This is a genomic window from Coleofasciculus sp. C1-SOL-03, from assembly GCF_040220555.1.
Taxonomy (GTDB): Bacteria; Cyanobacteriota; Cyanobacteriia; order Cyanobacteriales; family Coleofasciculaceae; genus Coleofasciculus.
Map to the genome: position 1 here is coordinate 1 of NZ_JAVJUO010000230.1, position 17,607 is coordinate 17,607.

The 17,607-nt window shown below is 47.8% G+C and carries 15 protein-coding genes; 6 read left to right on the top strand and 9 right to left on the bottom strand.

Translation table 11 applies throughout. The features are described from left to right. Positions 1 to 262: 262 nt before the first annotated feature. Entirely contained in the window at positions 263 to 835 is a 573-nt protein-coding gene (locus tag RIE73_RS35090; protein WP_446405563.1) for a CRISPR-associated protein Csx3, read from the bottom strand. Beyond that, positions 832 to 960, bottom strand: a complete 129-nt coding sequence (locus RIE73_RS35095; protein ID WP_446405564.1) for a hypothetical protein — start codon at positions 958 to 960, stop codon at positions 832 to 834. Before RIE73_RS35095 ends, RIE73_RS35090 begins: the two co-directional genes overlap by 4 nt. 214 nt (positions 961 to 1,174) lie before the next feature. On the opposite strand from RIE73_RS35095, the gene RIE73_RS35100 reads away from it, so the two are divergent. Next, on the top strand, positions 1,175 to 1,939 hold the full coding sequence (locus RIE73_RS35100) for a hypothetical protein (protein WP_446405565.1): 765 nt from the start codon (positions 1,175 to 1,177) through the stop codon (positions 1,937 to 1,939). A gap of 365 nt (positions 1,940 to 2,304) precedes the next feature. Here the strand turns inward: RIE73_RS35100 and RIE73_RS35105 are convergent, their stop codons facing one another. Genes RIE73_RS35105 through RIE73_RS35115 form a run of 3 tightly spaced genes read right to left on the bottom strand, consistent with a single transcriptional unit; the run spans position 2,305 to position 7,275 of the window. Continuing rightward, on the bottom strand, positions 2,305 to 5,439 hold the full coding sequence (locus RIE73_RS35105) for an efflux RND transporter permease subunit (protein ID WP_446405566.1): 3,135 nt from the start codon (positions 5,437 to 5,439) through the stop codon (positions 2,305 to 2,307). Continuing rightward, complete coding sequence (locus tag RIE73_RS35110; RefSeq protein WP_446405567.1) at positions 5,436 to 5,699, bottom strand: hypothetical protein; 264 nt, start codon at positions 5,697 to 5,699, stop codon at positions 5,436 to 5,438. The genes RIE73_RS35105 and RIE73_RS35110 overlap by 4 nt, the downstream gene beginning before the upstream one ends. Continuing rightward, positions 5,686 to 7,275 carry an efflux RND transporter periplasmic adaptor subunit gene (locus RIE73_RS35115; RefSeq protein WP_446405568.1) on the bottom strand — a complete coding sequence of 530 codons (1,590 nt, stop codon included), beginning with the start codon at positions 7,273 to 7,275 and terminating at the stop codon, positions 5,686 to 5,688. The genes RIE73_RS35110 and RIE73_RS35115 overlap by 14 nt, the downstream gene beginning before the upstream one ends. 263 nt (positions 7,276 to 7,538) lie before the next feature. On the opposite strand from RIE73_RS35115, the gene RIE73_RS35120 reads away from it, so the two are divergent. From RIE73_RS35120 to RIE73_RS35135, 4 genes are all read left to right on the top strand, one after another. Then, positions 7,539 to 8,114: an IS607 family transposase gene (locus RIE73_RS35120; protein ID WP_446405569.1), complete on the top strand. Its 576-nt coding sequence runs from the start codon at positions 7,539 to 7,541 to the stop codon at positions 8,112 to 8,114. Beyond that, the gene (locus RIE73_RS35125; RefSeq protein WP_446405570.1) at positions 8,056 to 8,202 is read left to right on the top strand and encodes a helix-turn-helix domain-containing protein; all 147 of its coding nucleotides are present in this window, start codon (positions 8,056 to 8,058) and stop codon (positions 8,200 to 8,202) included. The genes RIE73_RS35120 and RIE73_RS35125 overlap by 59 nt, the downstream gene beginning before the upstream one ends. A 190-nt stretch (positions 8,203 to 8,392) precedes the next feature. Then, entirely contained in the window at positions 8,393 to 9,226 is an 834-nt protein-coding gene (locus RIE73_RS35130; RefSeq protein ID WP_446405571.1) for a response regulator, read from the top strand. Between the two features lie 95 nt (positions 9,227 to 9,321). Beyond that, the gene (locus RIE73_RS35135) at positions 9,322 to 10,245 is read left to right on the top strand and encodes a response regulator (protein ID WP_446405572.1); all 924 of its coding nucleotides are present in this window, start codon (positions 9,322 to 9,324) and stop codon (positions 10,243 to 10,245) included. Between the two features lie 49 nt (positions 10,246 to 10,294). Here the strand turns inward: RIE73_RS35135 and RIE73_RS35140 are convergent, their stop codons facing one another. The 4 genes from RIE73_RS35140 to RIE73_RS35155 form a co-directional block, all read right to left on the bottom strand. Then, positions 10,295 to 11,359 carry a glycosyltransferase family 4 protein gene (locus RIE73_RS35140; protein ID WP_446405573.1) on the bottom strand — a complete coding sequence of 355 codons (1,065 nt, stop codon included), beginning with the start codon at positions 11,357 to 11,359 and terminating at the stop codon, positions 10,295 to 10,297. Positions 11,360 to 11,568: 209 nt separating this feature from the next. Next, the gene (locus RIE73_RS35145) at positions 11,569 to 12,216 is read right to left on the bottom strand and encodes a hypothetical protein (protein WP_446405574.1); all 648 of its coding nucleotides are present in this window, start codon (positions 12,214 to 12,216) and stop codon (positions 11,569 to 11,571) included. Between the two features lie 187 nt (positions 12,217 to 12,403). After that, on the bottom strand, positions 12,404 to 14,485 hold the full coding sequence (gene ftsH / locus RIE73_RS35150; protein ID WP_446405575.1) for an ATP-dependent zinc metalloprotease FtsH: 2,082 nt from the start codon (positions 14,483 to 14,485) through the stop codon (positions 12,404 to 12,406). A gap of 217 nt (positions 14,486 to 14,702) precedes the next feature. Beyond that, a complete protein-coding gene (locus tag RIE73_RS35155) occupies positions 14,703 to 15,923 on the bottom strand; it encodes an esterase-like activity of phytase family protein (RefSeq protein WP_446405576.1) in 1,221 nt (406 codons plus the stop codon). Between the two features lie 291 nt (positions 15,924 to 16,214). Between RIE73_RS35155 and RIE73_RS35160 the strand changes: the two genes are divergently transcribed. Then, the gene (locus tag RIE73_RS35160; RefSeq protein ID WP_446405577.1) at positions 16,215 to 17,420 is read left to right on the top strand and encodes a tetratricopeptide repeat protein; all 1,206 of its coding nucleotides are present in this window, start codon (positions 16,215 to 16,217) and stop codon (positions 17,418 to 17,420) included. Positions 17,421 to 17,607: the final 187 nt, after the last annotated feature.

Here is a 17,607-nt window from a genome sequence, read left to right on the forward strand (position 1 = left end):
TGTAAAAAACCTAGCACCTAGCGTGAGAAAGATACTCCCAGGACAACGATTGTGGGTTGGATTAAACCCTCTTCCCTTCTGCCTTCTGCCTCCTGCATAAAAGCCTTTTCCCCACCACAAGACTTATTCAGCAGACCCTAATTATTCCGGTTCCCCTTCTCCCTTGATGGGAGAAGGGGTTAGGGGATGAGGGTGAAATGCTTGTCAGTATTAGTTTGCACCTTAAGTTGACACGGGCGCACGCCATGCGCCCCTACCCTTACTACAAATTGGCTAATTCAACTAACTGCTGTGCCAACTCTTGAATCATAGGACGATTGCTTACTAATTCACCCCGAATCAGTCGGTGAACTGTTCCCTTTAACTGGGGGGATTTCGTTTCAATCTCATCGGTTGTGGCATTAATATCGCTATAAATTATCGCAATCACACTCAAGTTCAGCTTTCGACAAAACGATTGCCAATCCGCTACCTCGGATTCCGACTTGGCTAAAATCACGGCATGGGTGGCTTTAGCCATAATTAACTCATTTTCTGCACTGATCTTGCCCCCCACATCAAACAGTAATAACGAGTTTTTAATCACGTCAACCGTTCGCGCTTTGTCCTGGGCAAATTCCGGTGTAAACTTCGCCTTATACTCATCCTTTAATTCTGCCGCTAACTCCGGGTACTTCTGTGCTGTTGGTGTAAACCAGGAACCATCCCCATCTGGACAACCAGAAATCGTGTAAAAATCCTGGGGAGCATCATCTCGCTCCAGAATTGCCTGTTTCAACCCATCCCGAAAAACCGTTTTTCCGGTATTGGGAGCGCCGCACAGCACCACTTTCACCGGCTGACGCGAGTCTGTACATCTTGCACAATGACATCGCCAGCAGCCGGAATCGGCTTCCCTTCATCGGTTTTGGCAAAATCCACTTTGAGAGTATCGCCTTCCAGGTGTATTGAATAAGCCATGATTCGATAGTCCTGATTAATTGGTGTGACGACTAAGCCTGACATGAGTTGACCGTCCTTTTCGAGTGGAGACGTTCCATGGAACGTCTCTACTATGGCAGGTAGTAAGAAAAGGGGTCTTCCAACCTCCACAAAAGGGGGTTTTTATTTTGCTCATAATGTTATAACATAATAACAAGTAGTTTAAATGCAAAATATCAAAGGAGAAAACAACATGACACACCTCTCCCCTAACTTCGACAGCAGCAACACTGGTGAACCCCCTATCCAGCAAGACTTAGAGGAATTAGGCATTCCTCAACTCATCGGGTTGATCAAGCACTACAGCGACATTGACTTCGATGCAACCCAAATGCACCTGACGGATGCGGAAGTTCATGCGATCGCGGCGTTATTTATCCAGCAGTTGACCGAAAGCCTGAATGGTAAACTCATTGCTGGTGCTTTAAATACTCTGCGTCATAGTCAAGAAATGGAGGACGTAACCCAAGAAGACGGGCGGGTTTTGCCACCCAGTTGGGTAAAACAATTCCGGTTTGTTCCTAAACCCGCCCCTACACACTTAAACCTCAACAATTCTCCCCGTGAAGATGAGGAGAACCTATACCGTTATCCCACCGATTCTGATCATCAAATAGATCCTCTATCCGTGCATAGCCCAACCGGACGCTATAACCCCAAAGGACCCCATAATCCCCGCCCGATTACCCAGCGAGAAGAATACATTATTGACCTTTATTGTTACTGCAAACTAAGGATGACACCCAGGCGGTTTTATGCCAAATGGGGTGTCACGTATGAGCAAATGTCTCACATCTGTTTCCGTTCCCTGGGAACCGTTCAATGTTGGTTCAACCGAGGTCAAGACTATCGCCCTGCTCAACCCGTTGACTTGCGCCAGTTAACCATCGTGGATTTTTTGCTAGATCATTTTGAAGAACTCCCCCAATCCTTAATTGATTTGCTCTGTTCCTCTTGAAACTGAATCGGGGAGACTGAGGGGTTGCTCGCCTCTTTCTCCCCTTATAGCGCTTTGCGCTGTAATAAAGTACAGTCGCTCAAAGTCCCCCTTTTTAAGGGGGATGCGAGGGGGATCGACAATGTACCGCATAGCCGAGCAAACTGCTGTATACTCAATGTTTCCTATCGTCAACCCAACCTACTGGACTGACACAGCTAAAATTGTGGGATAGATTTGTTCGTAGTGAGGGCTTTAGCCCTCTCCAGCTATCACCTTATCCCAAAGCCCGGTTAGCCACCCCCTTTATAATCTAGTCCGCCTGCGCGGACGCAAGGCAAGTGTAGCAGCGATTTCAATCGCCTCAAAAAGGGGTTCCCGATTCCCTAATCAGATGGCTTCGGCGTTAACAGTAAATACAAACAAGGCACCACCAGCAACGCACTCAACGTCGCCGCAATTAAACCAAAGATAATCGCACTACATAAAGGCATCCACGTCGCCTGACTCAGCGCCAAGGGAATCAAGCCAATAATCGTAGTTAAACTCGTCGTCAAAATCGGTCGCAAACGGTCAGATACCCCATGAGCCGCCGCTTTTCGCACATTCATCCCCTCTTGTTCATAGTGGTTCATCGTATCCACCATAACAATGGCATCATTGACCACAATACCCACCAAAGAAATCACCCCAATAAACGCCGGAAAGGAAAAGGGAATCCAAGCTAGAAAAAACCCGCCCATTGTGCCAATTAAGGCAAAGGGAATTGCCAAGAGAATAATAAACGGCTGGCGAAATGAACCCAGTTGCAGCACCAGCACTGCAAACACCATAATAATCGCCAAAACCAATGCTTGACCGGCTGACCCAAAGGTTTCCGCCTGTTCCTCCGCTTCCCCGGTAAACTGATAACGGTAACCGGGAGACCAAGACTGCTGCATCTGTTCCAATTTCGGTTCTAAATCACTGAGAATTTCGCCAACGGTGCGACTGGCAACTTTTGCCAATACGGTAACCGTGCGTTCTCCGCCTCGATGGGTAATCGATAACGGGGTTTGTCCCTGTACTGTCTCAATCACCGAGTCTGCTGCAATCACAGGCTGATCCGGATTTGAGCCAAAGAAGCGCACGGATAAGAGTTCATCTCGGCGAGTTGGACCCCCAACCTCTCCCCCGCGTGAGGGCCACGCTGTACTCAGGCGAATTTCTAAATCCTCTTCATTTCCACCCAGAACAAAATCGCCAACATCATTGGTAGTCATATAATAACGTGCTTGTGCCGCTAGTTGTTCTTCACTAATTCCATAAAAATCAAGCTGTTCGCGTTCAGGAATTAGTTTCAAATCCGGTTGCAAGTCGCCCAAATTATCGCGCACATCGGTTGTCCCCGGTATTTGCCGCAATGCCAACTGAATATCCCCAGAAATCCGCCGCAATTCACTCAGATTATTCCCGGTAAGTTCCACTTGAATCGGGTCTTCATTTTGGGCGGCTTGTTGGCTGTTGATCACCAAAGTTGCACCGGGATAAGATGTCAGCGCTGCTTCCAGTTGGGGACGCAGCTTATCCACGTATTCAAAGGAGTTCAACTGCCGCTGTTCGTCAGGAACAAATACAACATCAAACCCCACTAAATAGCTAGCTTGGCTGGGCTGCAATTCACCGGAACTGACTAAATTACTGCGCCGTCCGACATATTTAATTACACTTTCAAAATAGTCTTTAGACCGTAAACGTTGACCCAAATCATCCGCTACCGCTTGTGATGTTTCCAGCGTGGTTGTCGGCGGCATTTCCACATTAATACTCAAATCGCGTTCATCGGTGTCTGGAAAAAAGACTGTGGGAATTTGGGTAAAGGCAAAGACGGCACAGAGGAATAAAGCGATAGTTCCCGCTGTCCACGCCCGGGCAGTGGTTTGATTACGAACGGTATGGTTTAAACTCCACTGAGTAAACCGTTCCGAGGCGGTTTCACTGAGTTGGTCAATGCGGGAGGTTTTATTTTCTTTGCTGATTCCAGCTAACAGAAAACGAGATAAAGGAACATCCACCAAAATCGCGATCGCAAAACTCAGCAGTAGGCAGGTAATCGCTGTAATCGGCAGCAAGCGGATAAATTTTCCCATCGTCCCACTAATTGCCATCAGCGGCACCATTGCCAAAATTGTGGTTAACTGACCAGAAAACGCCGGAGGTGCATAGGTTTTTACCGTCTTCAGCGCCGCTTGATTAAAACCTAACTTAGAAATAAAAATCGCCTCGTGCATTCCCTCCATCATTAAGATGAAGACATCCACCAACAAACCCAACGACAATACCATGCCAATCAGTACCATCGTATTCAGGGTTTGACCCGTTAACCATAAAATCGCCAATGCCCCCAAAAAAGTTAAGGGAATCGACAGTCCAGCAATCAACGCTTCTCGCCAAGACAAGGCAATAAACAAAATTACAAATACCGCTGCCATTGCCTGTAACGCATTGGTGAATAAGTTTTCCAAATCCTCCCAAATTGTTTCGGATTCATCAGAAATAATCCGGTATTTCATCCCCGGAAACCACAGTTCGGGGTTCTGCTGGGCGGCTTCAATTTCTGCCAAAACCCGATTAATTACTTCAATTGAATCTTGTCCGGGGACTTTCTTAATCCCCATACTAATAACGGGTTCAAATTGTCTCCCCTGCCAACTAATAAAAGCCCGACTTTCTTCTTCCTCCAACTCTCGACGAACCGTGGCAATTTCCGCTAAGCGAACCACCCGCCCATCCAGACGAGCGATCGGCAATTCCCGTAAATCATCTAATTGGCGAAACCGTCCATAAAAGCGCACCTGCGTGCCAATTTGGTTACTCTCAACCTCATCTAAAGGCACATCGCGGTCAGCGGTTTGGATGCGATTGGCAACCGTCGTGGGTGGAATTTGTAGCGCGACTAGGCGACTGGGGTCAAGCTGAACTTGTACGACTTCATCCCGCGCCCCTCCCAGATTGACTTCGCTAACACCAGAAACCTTTTCTAATCGTTCTTGTAACCGTTCCGCCGCCAAGTTTAAAACGGTGGCGTCCAGGTCACCAAATAGGGCTATGGTAAGAATCGGGACATCATCATAGGAAACTTGTTCAACAACGGGTTGTTCTGCCTCTCTAGGTAAGTTTGGTTCGGCTTGAGAAACGGCATCACGTAGCAGTTGAATTGACTGGTCTACATCCGCCTCGGAGTTAAATTCTACCTGAATGATGGAGAAGCCACTAAATGAGGCACTTCTAAGTTCTTCCAGGTTTTCAACAGATTTAATCTCTGTCTCTAATTCATTGGTTACTTGCTGTTCAATGGTTTGCGGATCAGCCCCTGCCCAGGTTGTGGTGACTGTCGCTATGGCAATATTAATATCAGGATAGGCTTCTTTAACGATCGCCGCGTAACCGAGAAACCCGCCAATTGTAAACAGCAGGCTTAACAAAATACCGAAAACGGGTTTGAGGAAAAAGAAACGAGATATCGGGGATGGTTTGGTCATTGGTTAGGGAATAGGGAACGGGGAACAGGGAACAGGGAACAGGGAACAGGGAATAGGCAATAGGCAATAGGCAATAGGCAATAGGCAATAGGCAATAGGCAATAGAAATTTTGTCTCCCATCTCCCCCAACTTCCCCATCTTCCCCATCTCCCCCAGCTTCCCCAGCTTCCCCATCTCCCCCATCTCCCCCAGCTCCCCCAGCTTCCCCATCTCCCCCATCTCCCTCATCTCCCTCATCACTCCTATTAATTGCGTTCAATAATCTCGACAGGTGTGCCATCTACTAAACGATTTTGTCCTTCAGTGACTAACAGTTCTCCAGGGGAAACGCCACTCTCAATTTCTCGCCGCTGAATGCCTGTAATTCCGGGTACAATTTGACGCTGATCCACGACTCCTGCTTCGGGATTGACGACAAAGACATAGGGGTCTTGATCACGATAAACAAAGGCATCTAAGGGGGCAACGACTGTATTTTCCTCGTCTTCTACAGCAATCCAAGCTGAAACTTGTTCTCCGTGTTGTAGGTTAGTTGTGGTGTCCGTAATCCGAATGGTGACTTGAATCGATCGCCCCCCTGGACTAACGGCGGGGTTGACGGCAAATACTTCTCCTTTCGCACGCGCCCTTTCAATAATGGTTTGGTTGGGACGTTCACCGGAGCGATCGAGTTCTGAGACAATGTAGGCAGGTTGACCAGGACGAATGCGCTGTCCACTGGAGGCGGGGAAGTCGGCAATGACTTCAAATTGGCTGGGATCGATGACGACAATCGGTACTCGCTCTAAAATGCCTTGATACTCTCCTGCCAGTTGGGTGGAGACGAGTTGAGGAGTATAATACTCGTTTTCGCGAATATTCAGATAGGCAACAACACCATCAAAGGGGGCATAAAGGCGCGTCCCTTCTAAGTCAACCTTCGCCTGAGTCAGTTGAGCGCGAGCCGTGGTAATGCCTGTTTCAGCGGCTTCCACCTGTTCTCTGGCGGCTTGAACTTGGGCTTGGGCGGCTTGAACTTGATCTTGGGCGGCTTGAACTTGGGCTTGGGCGGCTTGAATTTGGGCTTGGGCGTCTTGTAGTGTATTCTGGCGGGTATCAAATTCACTGGCGGGAATCACGCCCTGGTTATAAAGGAGTCGATAGCGTTCCAGTTGACTTTGCGCCAGATCCCGATTGGATCGCGCCTTGGCTAATTGTGCCTGGGCTTGCTGCACCTGAGAACGCGCTTGGGCGACTTGTGCCTGGGCTTGGGCGAGATTAGCGGCGGCGACGCTTTTCTGTTCTTGCGCCTCGGCGACAGCCGCTTGTGCTTGGCTCACCTGGGCTTGGAGTTCCCGATCATCAATTCGGGCAAGCCGTTCCCCTTTTTGTACGCGATCGCCTTCTCGTAATCGTCGCCCCCCTTCCCGGTTGGCGATATAGGTGATATCGCCATCTACGTCAAAGGTTAGATGTTTAAAGCGAGTCGCCCGGACATTCCCTTCACTGGATACCCAAGCGCGAATCGATTCTAATTGGGCTGGAGTAACCCGCACGGGTAGGGGGGAGGGTTGAGTTGTGGTTGCGGCTTCTTCTTCTTTAGGCGACAGGCGCATCACGGATACACCACCAATCGCCAGCACTAACCCCACCAGGGGAATCAGCCACCATGCTTTTTTTAACTTGGTTTTGAGCTGAGAAGACTGGGGGGATTTTTTCCCATTTAAATCGTCTTGGTCAGCTTCGGGGTGTTGGGGTGGTTTTTTGACAGTTGCTTCGCTATCCTGTCTCTGTTGCTGATTGTCATTATCAACATGAGTATTCTCAGGAGTGGCGGTGGTGTTTTCTGAAGGCATGGAAACCTGACGGTGACGACAATTGGAGGTCTTACTTTTAAAGTTACTCAGGCGTTTGAAATATCTCCTCTTCTCTAAGAGAGAGTTTTGGCGAAATCGGCTTATGCGCCGATAAGCAGTAACATAGGCTACTAAACATTCTCTTTTTTTAGACAGAATAGAAAAAATTGCCAGAAGCATGGAGATGTCTCTAGGTATGATGAGGGTTGATAACAGATAGATTGTATGATACTATATGCTCATATTGACTTTTATTTACTAACATGGGTTATATTCCTTTGAGAGAAGCCGTCAAGCGACTTGGATTACATAAAAATACGCTAAGAAAGTACGCAGACAATGGCAGCATTCCCTCTATACGCAATCCAGCCGGACAAAGGCTTTTTGATGTTGAAGCCTATCTGGGAGCAAGTGTTCGAAGCGCCACTGTTTGTTATTGTCGAGTCTCCAGTGCAAAGCAGCGAGACGACCTGGCCCGACAAGTCGCCTATATGCAGTCTCTCTACCCACAAGCCGAAATCGTCAAAGACATCGGAAGTGGACTCAACTTCAAAAGAAAAGGATTGCGTTCCTTACTGGACAGACTTCTTAAAGGGGATAAGCTCACAATTGTTGTTGCCTGCAAAGACCGATTGTGCCGATTTGGATTCGAGCTTATACAGTATCTGGTCGAGAAAAACGGTGGAAGCATCGTGGTTCTCGACCAGACTGTATACTGTCCGCAATCAGAGCTTACCCAAGATTTACTCTCCATTGTCCACGTCTTCTCTTGTCGAATGCATGGACTTAGAAAGTACGGTAAGAAAATCAAAGAAGATCCGAATCTACCTAAACCCTGAGCAGAGAAACCTAGTCAAAAGATGGATGGGAGTATCAAGGTTTGTTTTTAACAAAAAAGCAGTGATTCAAATCAATAATTTAGGGTGATATGGCAACGCACACAGAGAATTATCTCTCAGTCAGTCGCCCAGAAAAGCTCATTCGCCTGCTCAAGACAAATGTAAACAAAAATTACGTCGATTGAGCATGAAAAATTCGGCAATTTGGCGTAGGTCTAAATAGCCTCCTTACCTACACAATAAAGAGAGGAATAATCCAGCCTAATAGACAGAACACAATGCAAACCACGCCTTTAACAAAAAACCCTAAAACACGGATATTGCTGGCGGAAGACAATCGGGTGAATCAGAAATTTGCCCTCCTTTTGCTCAAGAAACTGGGCTATCAGACTGATGTCGTGAGTAACGGTGCAGAGGCATTACAGGCTTTGCAGAGTCAGTCTTATGATGTCGTGTTTATGGATGTGGAAATGCCAGAAATGGATGGTTTAACCGCGACGCGCCAGATCTGTGAGCAGTGGTCTACTCACGAACGCCCCCGGATTATTGCGCTGACGGCTTATGCTCGGCGGGGGGATCGAGAACAGTGCTTGGCGGCGGGGATGGATGATTATATTACGAAACCGATTGAGTTGCCAAAACTGGTTCAGGCGTTGCAAAAGGTATCGGATAGTCATCAGGGGTTACATGGAGATGAGGGCGCAGGTGTTTTTCCGGCGTCGCCAAGGTTGCACGAGCCGGAGTCGGAGGTATTAGATCCTAAGATATGGCAATCCTTAGAGAAATTAGCGGGAGCCAAAGCCAAGGTTGTCTTGGATAAAATTGTAGGAGAATATTTAGACGATGCACCCGAACGACTCCAAGCCATTCAATCCGCGATCGCCACCCAAGATGCAGAGGCTCTAAGACAGGCGGCTCATAGTTTCCGTTCGAGTAGCGCGAATCTGGGTGCGGTTACTCTTTCCCTTATGTGCAAGAAGTTGGAAGCCTTGGCAGGTGCGGGTATAACTGAAGTCCCTGCCGAGCAACTGGTTCAGGTAAAGGTAGAGTATGAGAAGGTGAAAACTGCTTTAATTAAACAGGTGTCAAAATCCCCAATTCCCATTCCCTAATCAGACTATCGGGCGATTAAAATCGTGGCGACACAAACATAGTAGGGGCTTGGTAACCAAGCCCTTACCTGGTAACTACCCTTCTACCTTCTACTATGGATTTTCAGCCTGATCAACCTTTAATCCTCATCGTTGATGATGATCGTTCCATGCGCTCATTACTCAATTTAGCGATGACAGAAGAGGGATATGGCGTTGTGGAAGCGAAGGATGGGGAGCAATGTCTGAGCGAATATATGCATCATCAGCCAGACATGGTATTGTTGGATGCAGTTATGCCGGGATTGGATGGCTTTACCTGCTGTCAGCGTTTGCGTTCTCTACCAGGAGGCGATCGCATCCCGATTTTAATGATTACGGTTTTGGATGATCAAGAGTCCGTAGATCGGGCTTTTGAAGTAGGTGCAACGGATTATGTCACCAAACCCATCTATTGGGCGGTTCTCTCCCAACGAGTACGGCGTCTCTTGACGGCGGCTCAAGCTTTGACACAGGCGGAACAAGCCACCCAGCAATTACAGCGTTTACACCAGTGGAACGCTTTATTGGCAGAGATTCTCCAGCGCTTGTCTAAGTCTACTCCTGTGTTAACGCTGCTAGATTTCACGGTGGTGAAGCTGCGAGTTCAGTTAGACGTTGAACGAGTAATCTTCTATACCTTAGGCGATCAATCGATTGTGGAATCCGCCGCCCCCGGATATCCCTCGGTGCTAGAACTTTCCCTTGCCGATCCCGGTTTAGAGGAAGACTATAAGACAGTGTACCAACAAGGGCAAATTGTGGCGATTGAGGATATTGAGCAAACCGAACTCTCAGATGTTGCGATCGCGCAACTGACTCCGTTAACAGCCAAAGCCGTTTTAATTGTACCCCTCATCAGTCACGGTCAACGATTAGGGGGGCTGTGTGTCCATCAATGCATCACCCCACGCCATTGGGATCAGCCGACAATAGAGCGATTGAGAGATCTGAGCAACTTACTCGCGATCGCCCTGTTCATGAACACAAAAAGCGTTTGAGTTGCTTGTCCCCCCTTCAGGTTTATAGCGCTAAAGCGCAACTACGAACTCAAATATCGTACAACCACTGCTCCACACGATCGCCCATCGCCGGGGTTGAGTATTTGGCTTCGGCTTGTTGACGACAGGTATGGCGGTTAATCCTATCCAATCGGTTAATCGCCTCAACTAATCCCCCTACCGAATCCGGTTCCACCAAAAACCCCGTTTTCCCCTCCTCAACAATTTCCGCCGGTCCACCGCGACGGTACGCAATCACCGGAACACCACAGGCGAGGGCTTCTATTGCCACATTGCCAAAGGCTTCCACCCAACGCGGCGTCATCAGTAATCCCCGACATTGGCGTAACTGCTGCTGCAATTCACTCGTCGAGAAAAACCCTAGATAATGAATTGGCGCCTCTGGGTAATCCCGCAAAATCTGTTGCCAATAGTCCTGATTTTGCAGCACTCCCATAATTTTCAGGGGAATCCCTGTTATCTGAGACGCCGCCACTGCATCCTCTAACCCCTTTTCTGGGGCAATTCGCCCCATCCATCCCAACCACGGTTCAGGTTCTGGAGAAAAATTATAGCATGATAAATCAATACCACTACCCAAACACCGACAGCGATCGCCAAATCTAAATGTAGCCGCCTGGGATTGGGAATAGACGCCCACTGTTCCCGGAAACGCCATCACCACTCGCTCAATAATCTCATCCATCGCATCGGAGATAGAACTCATTGTCACCCAATGGGCGATGGGACGACTAAAAAACGGGGTTACATAAAAGGGCAGCCAATCATAGGCAAAGTTGACAATTAAATCATAGTCGAATTGCACTTGCCGTGCATAATCCCAAAACCCTGCCAAAACCGAAGACGGGGGAATAATAATCGGTGTATCTCGGGTTTGCGTTTGAGCGCTGGTTTGCACCGTTCCGCTAATTTCCACCAGGGGTATACCCCAACCCGTAGACCCTTGGGTGGCTACAATAGTCACCTGATGCCCACGTCTGACTAAATCGCTGGCAACATTTCGCAAGGTTAATTCAACACCGCCCGTCAATCCCGGACCCAATGGACCCACTGGACTAGAAATCAGCAGTAATTTTAGAGGGCTATCTTTCATTAAATTATGAATGATGAAAATAACCAGTCAATTGTAGCAAGAGGAGGCGATTGAAATCGCTGCTATACAAACTTGCGTTCGCCTGCGCGGACTAGGTTATAACGGGGATAGCTAACCCGGATTTGGTATCACGGGGCGGGTTTAGCCACTCCAGCCAGTTTATCACCAATAACCGACTAACAAAACCCACTTTTATTCATGACTTTCGCTTAGTAAGCAGAGAACCTTATGTCCTCAACGACATTATTTTCAAATCTTACAGTTGCGGAACTGAATTTACCAGAAGCGGCATCTAACGTTTGATTATCATAATCCCAATAACTAACATTATTCCCTAAAATTTCACCCAAATCAGATGTGCTATCAGGTCTACCGACTGCTTGAATCACGTCCTGCTTAGTCTTCCCCAAAACCGCACGGCGAAAATCGTCTTGCAACATCACCTTTGGGTCAGAGTCGAAGCGCGATATAAACCCAGATACGACGGGCTGCAACTGGGATCGAAATAGAAAAAGGCTAGACACAGCGATTGCCGGAATCACCAGCGGAATTCCCACGGATATGCCTTTTTTGACTTGTTTTTTTATCTGCTTTTGCAGTTTTCGTTGTCTTTGCTGTTTGCGCCCCTGTTTTTCTTCTATTTTTCTGATGGCTCTCTCAACAAAATGTGGCGAAATTCCTGCTTCTGAACCTATTTGTTTTAGATCCGCTAAAGAGTAACTTTTATTCGCTTCAGCCTGTAATCGAGCCGCTTCTACTAGGATCTCGCCTACCAGCTCATCAGGAATATAGTTAATGTCCTTTAGACAGTCTCTAGTTGCCTTGTCATTTCTTTTTCGATGTGACTTCTTCCCCATATTCTCTCCTTGACTGTTACTGAGTTTAATTGATCCATTAAGTCTGTTCAATATCACCAGGACGAAGACCAAAACTGAGACGATTGAGAATATGGAGGGATTTTGTCATTTGTCATTTCTCCCCATCTCCCCATCTCCCCATCTCCCCATCTCCCCATCTCCCCATCTCCCCATCTCCTCCTCTCTCCTATGACGCTACCCGATTATTCTCCAAAGCGACAAAATTATCCGCCGGACGCACTTGTTGGAGTAGATTTTGCAAGTCTTCCCCTTCAATCACCTCCGTGGCTAATATTTGTTGGGCAATTTGTTCCAATAAATCGCGATTGTGATTTAGAATCGCTAAGGCTTTCTGATGGGAGGTTTCCACAATTTCTCGCACTTCTACATCAATCGCTTTTGCCGTTTCATCACTGACACTCCGGCGTACATTCCCGCCATTATTGCCTAAGAAACTATTGCCTTGAGCCTGATTATACGCCAAAGGACCCAACACTTTACTCATGCCATACGTCGTCACCATGCGTTCAGCTAACTCCGTGGCGCGTTGCAAATCATTCGCCGCCCCTGTAGTGATACTCCCAAAGACAATTTCTTCAGCAGCACGTCCCCCCAATAGTGTGGCAATATCGCCGCGCAGTTCCACTTCATTCATCAGAAAACGGTCTTCTGTGGGGAGTTGCAGAGTGTATCCCAACGCCGACATTCCCCGTGGCACAATGGAGATTTTCGCCACCTTACCACTTCCTGGCATTAATGCACCGACTAAAGCGTGACCAACTTCGTGATAGGCGACAATCTTCTTCTCGACATCGCTAAGAACCCGGCTTTTCTTCTCCAATCCCGCCACGACTCGTTCAATGGCTTCAGCGAAGTCGGCTTGAGAAATGGTGTCCTGGCGCTTGCGGGCGGCTAATAGGGCGGCTTCATTCACCAGATTGGCTAAATCCGCCCCAGCAAATCCAGGAGTCCGAGTGGCGATCGCGTGTAGATCCACATCCTCGCCTAATTTGACTTTCTGGGCATAAATGCTTAAAATTTCTTTACGTCCAGCTAAATCCGGACGGTCAACCAATACCTGACGGTCAAAGCGTCCCGGACGTAACAAGGCGCGATCTAAGCTTTCCGGGCGATTTGTCGCAGCCAGGACAATTACTGTCGCATCGCCAGCCGCAAAGCCATCCATCTCTGTGAGCAATTGGTTCAGCGTCTGTTCCCGTTCATCATTCCCGCCACTATGGAAATTGCCACTACTCCGGGATTTCCCGATCGCATCCAATTCATCAATAAAGATAATACAGGGTGCTTTCTTTTTTGCCTGCTCAAATAGATCCCGTACCCGCGCCGCACCCGTTCCGACAAACAGTTCCACAAACTCCGAAGCGGAAATACTAAAGAAAGGCACCCCAGCTTCCCCCGCCACGGCTTTTGCCAAGAGGGTTTTTCCCGTTCCCGGAGGTCCTACCAACAGCACCCCTTTAGGGATTCTTGCGCCAATGTCGGTAAAGCGATCAGGATTTTGCAGGAATTCGACAATTTCCACTAATTCTGTCTTGGCTTCCTCCGCCCCCGCGACATTAGCAAAGGTAATCTTAGCCGACTCTCCTTCCACATAAACCTTTGCCTTACTTTTACTAAACGAAAGCGCACCTTCGGCGTCTCTGTCATTGCGGCGCAGGAAAAACTGAAAGGCGGCGACAAGGATTAGGGGTGGAACCACCCAACTTAACAGACTCAGTAACCAACCATTTTTCGGCGGCGGGGCGGCAAAAAACTGAATCTCCTGTTCCTGAAGACTGTTCACCAAATCCGGATCATCGATCCGCAGCGTAGCATAGACCGGTCCTTGTTCCTGATTCTCATTGAGCAGTTCATCCGTGGGGTTGAGGGGATCGTCTGGTGTCGGATTCAACGGATTGTCAGGGGTGTCCAACTCAGATTCTGCTTCCGTCTCTAAAGACTGTTCTGGCGGTTCCAGCAAGTCTTGAGTCGCTTGCAGGGGATCTTGAGTGGCTTGCAGCAAGTCTTGAGTCGCCTGGAGAGGATCTTGGGTGGGCTCAAGCTGAAAAATTACCTGGTCTTCCCCCACCGAAACCCGTGTGACTTTACCGTCGTCGAGTTGTTCGAGAAATTCGCTATAGGGAACTAGGGGAAAGCGAGAGGATTTGGGTACAAACAAGTACCCCACTAAGGATACACCCGCCAGAATCAATAGAATCAGACCAATCTGGCGACCGTGTGGCGATTTCGGTTTGTCTTTAATACTCATACGTTCGTTCTCTGCACGCTTGCTGCCGTGGGCTTGGGTGGATGGGGGAATTCCTATTTTTAGAGTAGCAAGTAACCTACCTAGTCCGCGCAGGCGGACTTTGGCAAGTGTAGCAGCGATTTCAATCGCCTCCTCTTGCTATAACCGTCTTGCATCCTGGAATTTTTGCCGACCTCAGCACCGAACCTTTACTCAAAATTCCGAGGCGGCAGCAAGTTTAACGATGATTTAACCGAAACAACAGAAATTGCGTCACCTGTGCCTCGTTAAAGTTATCATCACTCACCAGTACCAAACTCTGACTCCCATCGGGTAACCGTGAACCCAAGGTCATCCCTTCTAGATTATCCACATAAATTCCCAACGTACTCAAATCTAGGAGCAATTTTTTCTTCACCGGATCAAGGCGAGAAATATCCCCCTTGAGACTAGCCACATTAGAGGTATCCGTCGCCCCACCCAGCGTTAGTTGATAAATTTGGGCGCTGAGTCCCAACAACCCATAACTCCGTTCTAAACTAAGAAAATGACCTTCGGTATCTAATGCCAGTAATTCAGATAATCCATAATCAATTGTCCCTTTCGGCGCGGGAGCTAGGGGATATAAATGTTCCGCTACCAGTAACGGTGGGGCAATATCGCTAATTAAATAATGCAGCAGCCGAATTCGGGGAACCTCCTCTGAATCTGGGGGTAAACGATCTTGAATTAATGCCGATTCTGTGGCGGTAAATAGGCGAAAAGGATCGCCACTCGCCGCCGCTAACGTAATTGGTTCTAAGGTTAAGGCTTCAAATCCTAAATTCTCTTGTACGCCACGGGGAAGTTCTTCCGCTTCTGGATTATTATTCGGGAGAAAACGATCAGGAATTCGCAAAGGTTGTAACGGTTGTCCCGTTTGGCGGTCAAACTCTTGAATAAAGGGTTCAATTCCCTGACTGGGAACCCCTTCGGTGGAAATAAATACGCCCCCTTTACCCGACAGGGCGATTCCTTCGGGGTCAATGGTTCCGGAAGGATAGGGTTGACCATTTTCGTCTTTGAGAAAGGTGACATCTTCCACGGTGACGGATTCAATGCCAATTTCTCCGGCTGAGTCGCGGTTAATATTCAGCGCTAGGGTGTAAAATCGGGCAGGTGCAAGATTTGACCGATCATCCGATAGCGCCAAAAAGCGATCGCGCTCCCGATCATAGGAGAGGGCGGATAAGCCGCCAACGGGAGTCTCCTCAAACCTCATCGGTTTGGGCAGTTGATACTCCGCCAAAAAGTCCAAGGATAAATCCAGAAACGTGCGCTGTTCGGCGGTTCTAGCGGTAGAGGGACTACAGCTTGTCGTCAACAGAGTCAATAGCGCGATCGCCACGACGAAGAGTCGAGATAATAGGGGGCGAAATCTATTGACTTTTAATGGCTTTTGTGTTAATCGCTGAATCATAAAAAATGTCAAACGTCTTAGGGTAGGGGTTTCCTTGAGAAACTCTAAGTTGATTTTAATCGTCAATGGTGATTACGTTGGTAGATAAGATAATAATTAATCAGACTTAAGCTCTGAACTAAAGTTCTCGAAGAGAAGCCACTTTGCGTCTATGGGCTAAAAGCTCACGTCCCGTTCAAACGGGTTAAAAGTCTTTAATGTAGTAAGCTTTAGCTTACTTTAGCTTAAAGATAAGAAATTTATTTCCTGGCTCTCCTTAAAACAGTGTTGCATCTTATACAGCTTAAATTAATGAGAAAAGTTCAACTGCTTTTTTGCATAGCAACGCTCTGGTTAGGGTTAAGTGGTGCAACATTAGCCCAACCTGCTGAAACGAATCCACCCAATCCCCTAGAACTGGATACCACTGGTGATCCCCTGCTTCCCAATCCCCCCGTAGAACGCCCTTTAAGCCCCTTAGAACGCCGCCGACTGAGGGAAGATCTCAATCAACTGAATAATCAAGCCGCCGCCGAATTGAGGGCGGGAAATCTAGAAGCTGCCTTTGATATCTGGTATCGAGAAATTCGGTTACGACGAGTCTTGGGTGGACGATTAGCAGAAGTTAAAACCCTAGGGCGCGTCGGTGAAATTGCTTGGAGTAGGAATGCGAAATCCCAGGTACAGTTAATTACTAAACGCTTAGAAACGATTCAGCAAAACGCTGAGGAAGAAGGAGAGTTAGATCTTGAACTTTTAGGTGCATTAGGTCAAGCTTATCGACAGGTACGAGTTCCCAGAAACGCCCTAGCTATCTATGAGCAAATTTTAGCCGATGCTCGTCAACAAGGAGATCTGGACACTCAAGCCGAAACCTTAGAAACCATCGCCCAACTCCATTTAGCTTGGTTTGACTATCCCCAAGCCGCCGCCATTTATGAAGAATTACTAGCAATAGCCCAAGCAAGGCGCGATCGCGTGGCGGAGGTTAACTATCTACAAGAATTGCTCAACATTTATAAACAATCCCAGGAACCCGAAAACGCCCTGCGGATCAAGGAACGGTTAGTAGAAAGTTATCTCAACCAAGAAAACTATACTCAAATTCCCGCCCTAAAAATTGGGATTGGTGCCGACTACGAAGCCCTGAATCAACCTGAGAAAGCCTCTCAAAGCTACCAGGAAGCTTATGCACTCGCTTGGTCATCACAACAGTTTGCGTATGCCAGTGATGCACTCGAAAAGTTAGCCCAACTCTATTTATCTTACGACCAACCCGACTATGCCCTTCAGGTGTACGAAACGTTGATTATTGTGGAACAACAGTCCTACAATTATTATGGCTTGATGCAAGCTTACGATCAAATGGGTCAGATTTATCTCACCCAAAACAAGTATGCCCAAGCCTTAGACGCTTTTCAAAAAGGTCTAGAATTAGCGCGATCATTGCAGTATCGAGAAACCCATTTTGCCCGTCAAATCGAGAAAGTCAATCAGGAGGAAACAAGTAATCAGTAATAAATCTACCCTCGAAGAGCGTGAACAGTCAGCAATAGGGGCGAGTTTAGGGAATCTGTAGGGGCGGGTTTAGGGAATCTGTAGGGGCGGGTTTAGGGAATCTGTAGGGGCGGGTTTAGGGAATCTGTAGGGGCGGGTTTAGGGAATCAATACGGGAGTGAATAGGTAAAATGAAGACAATACAATA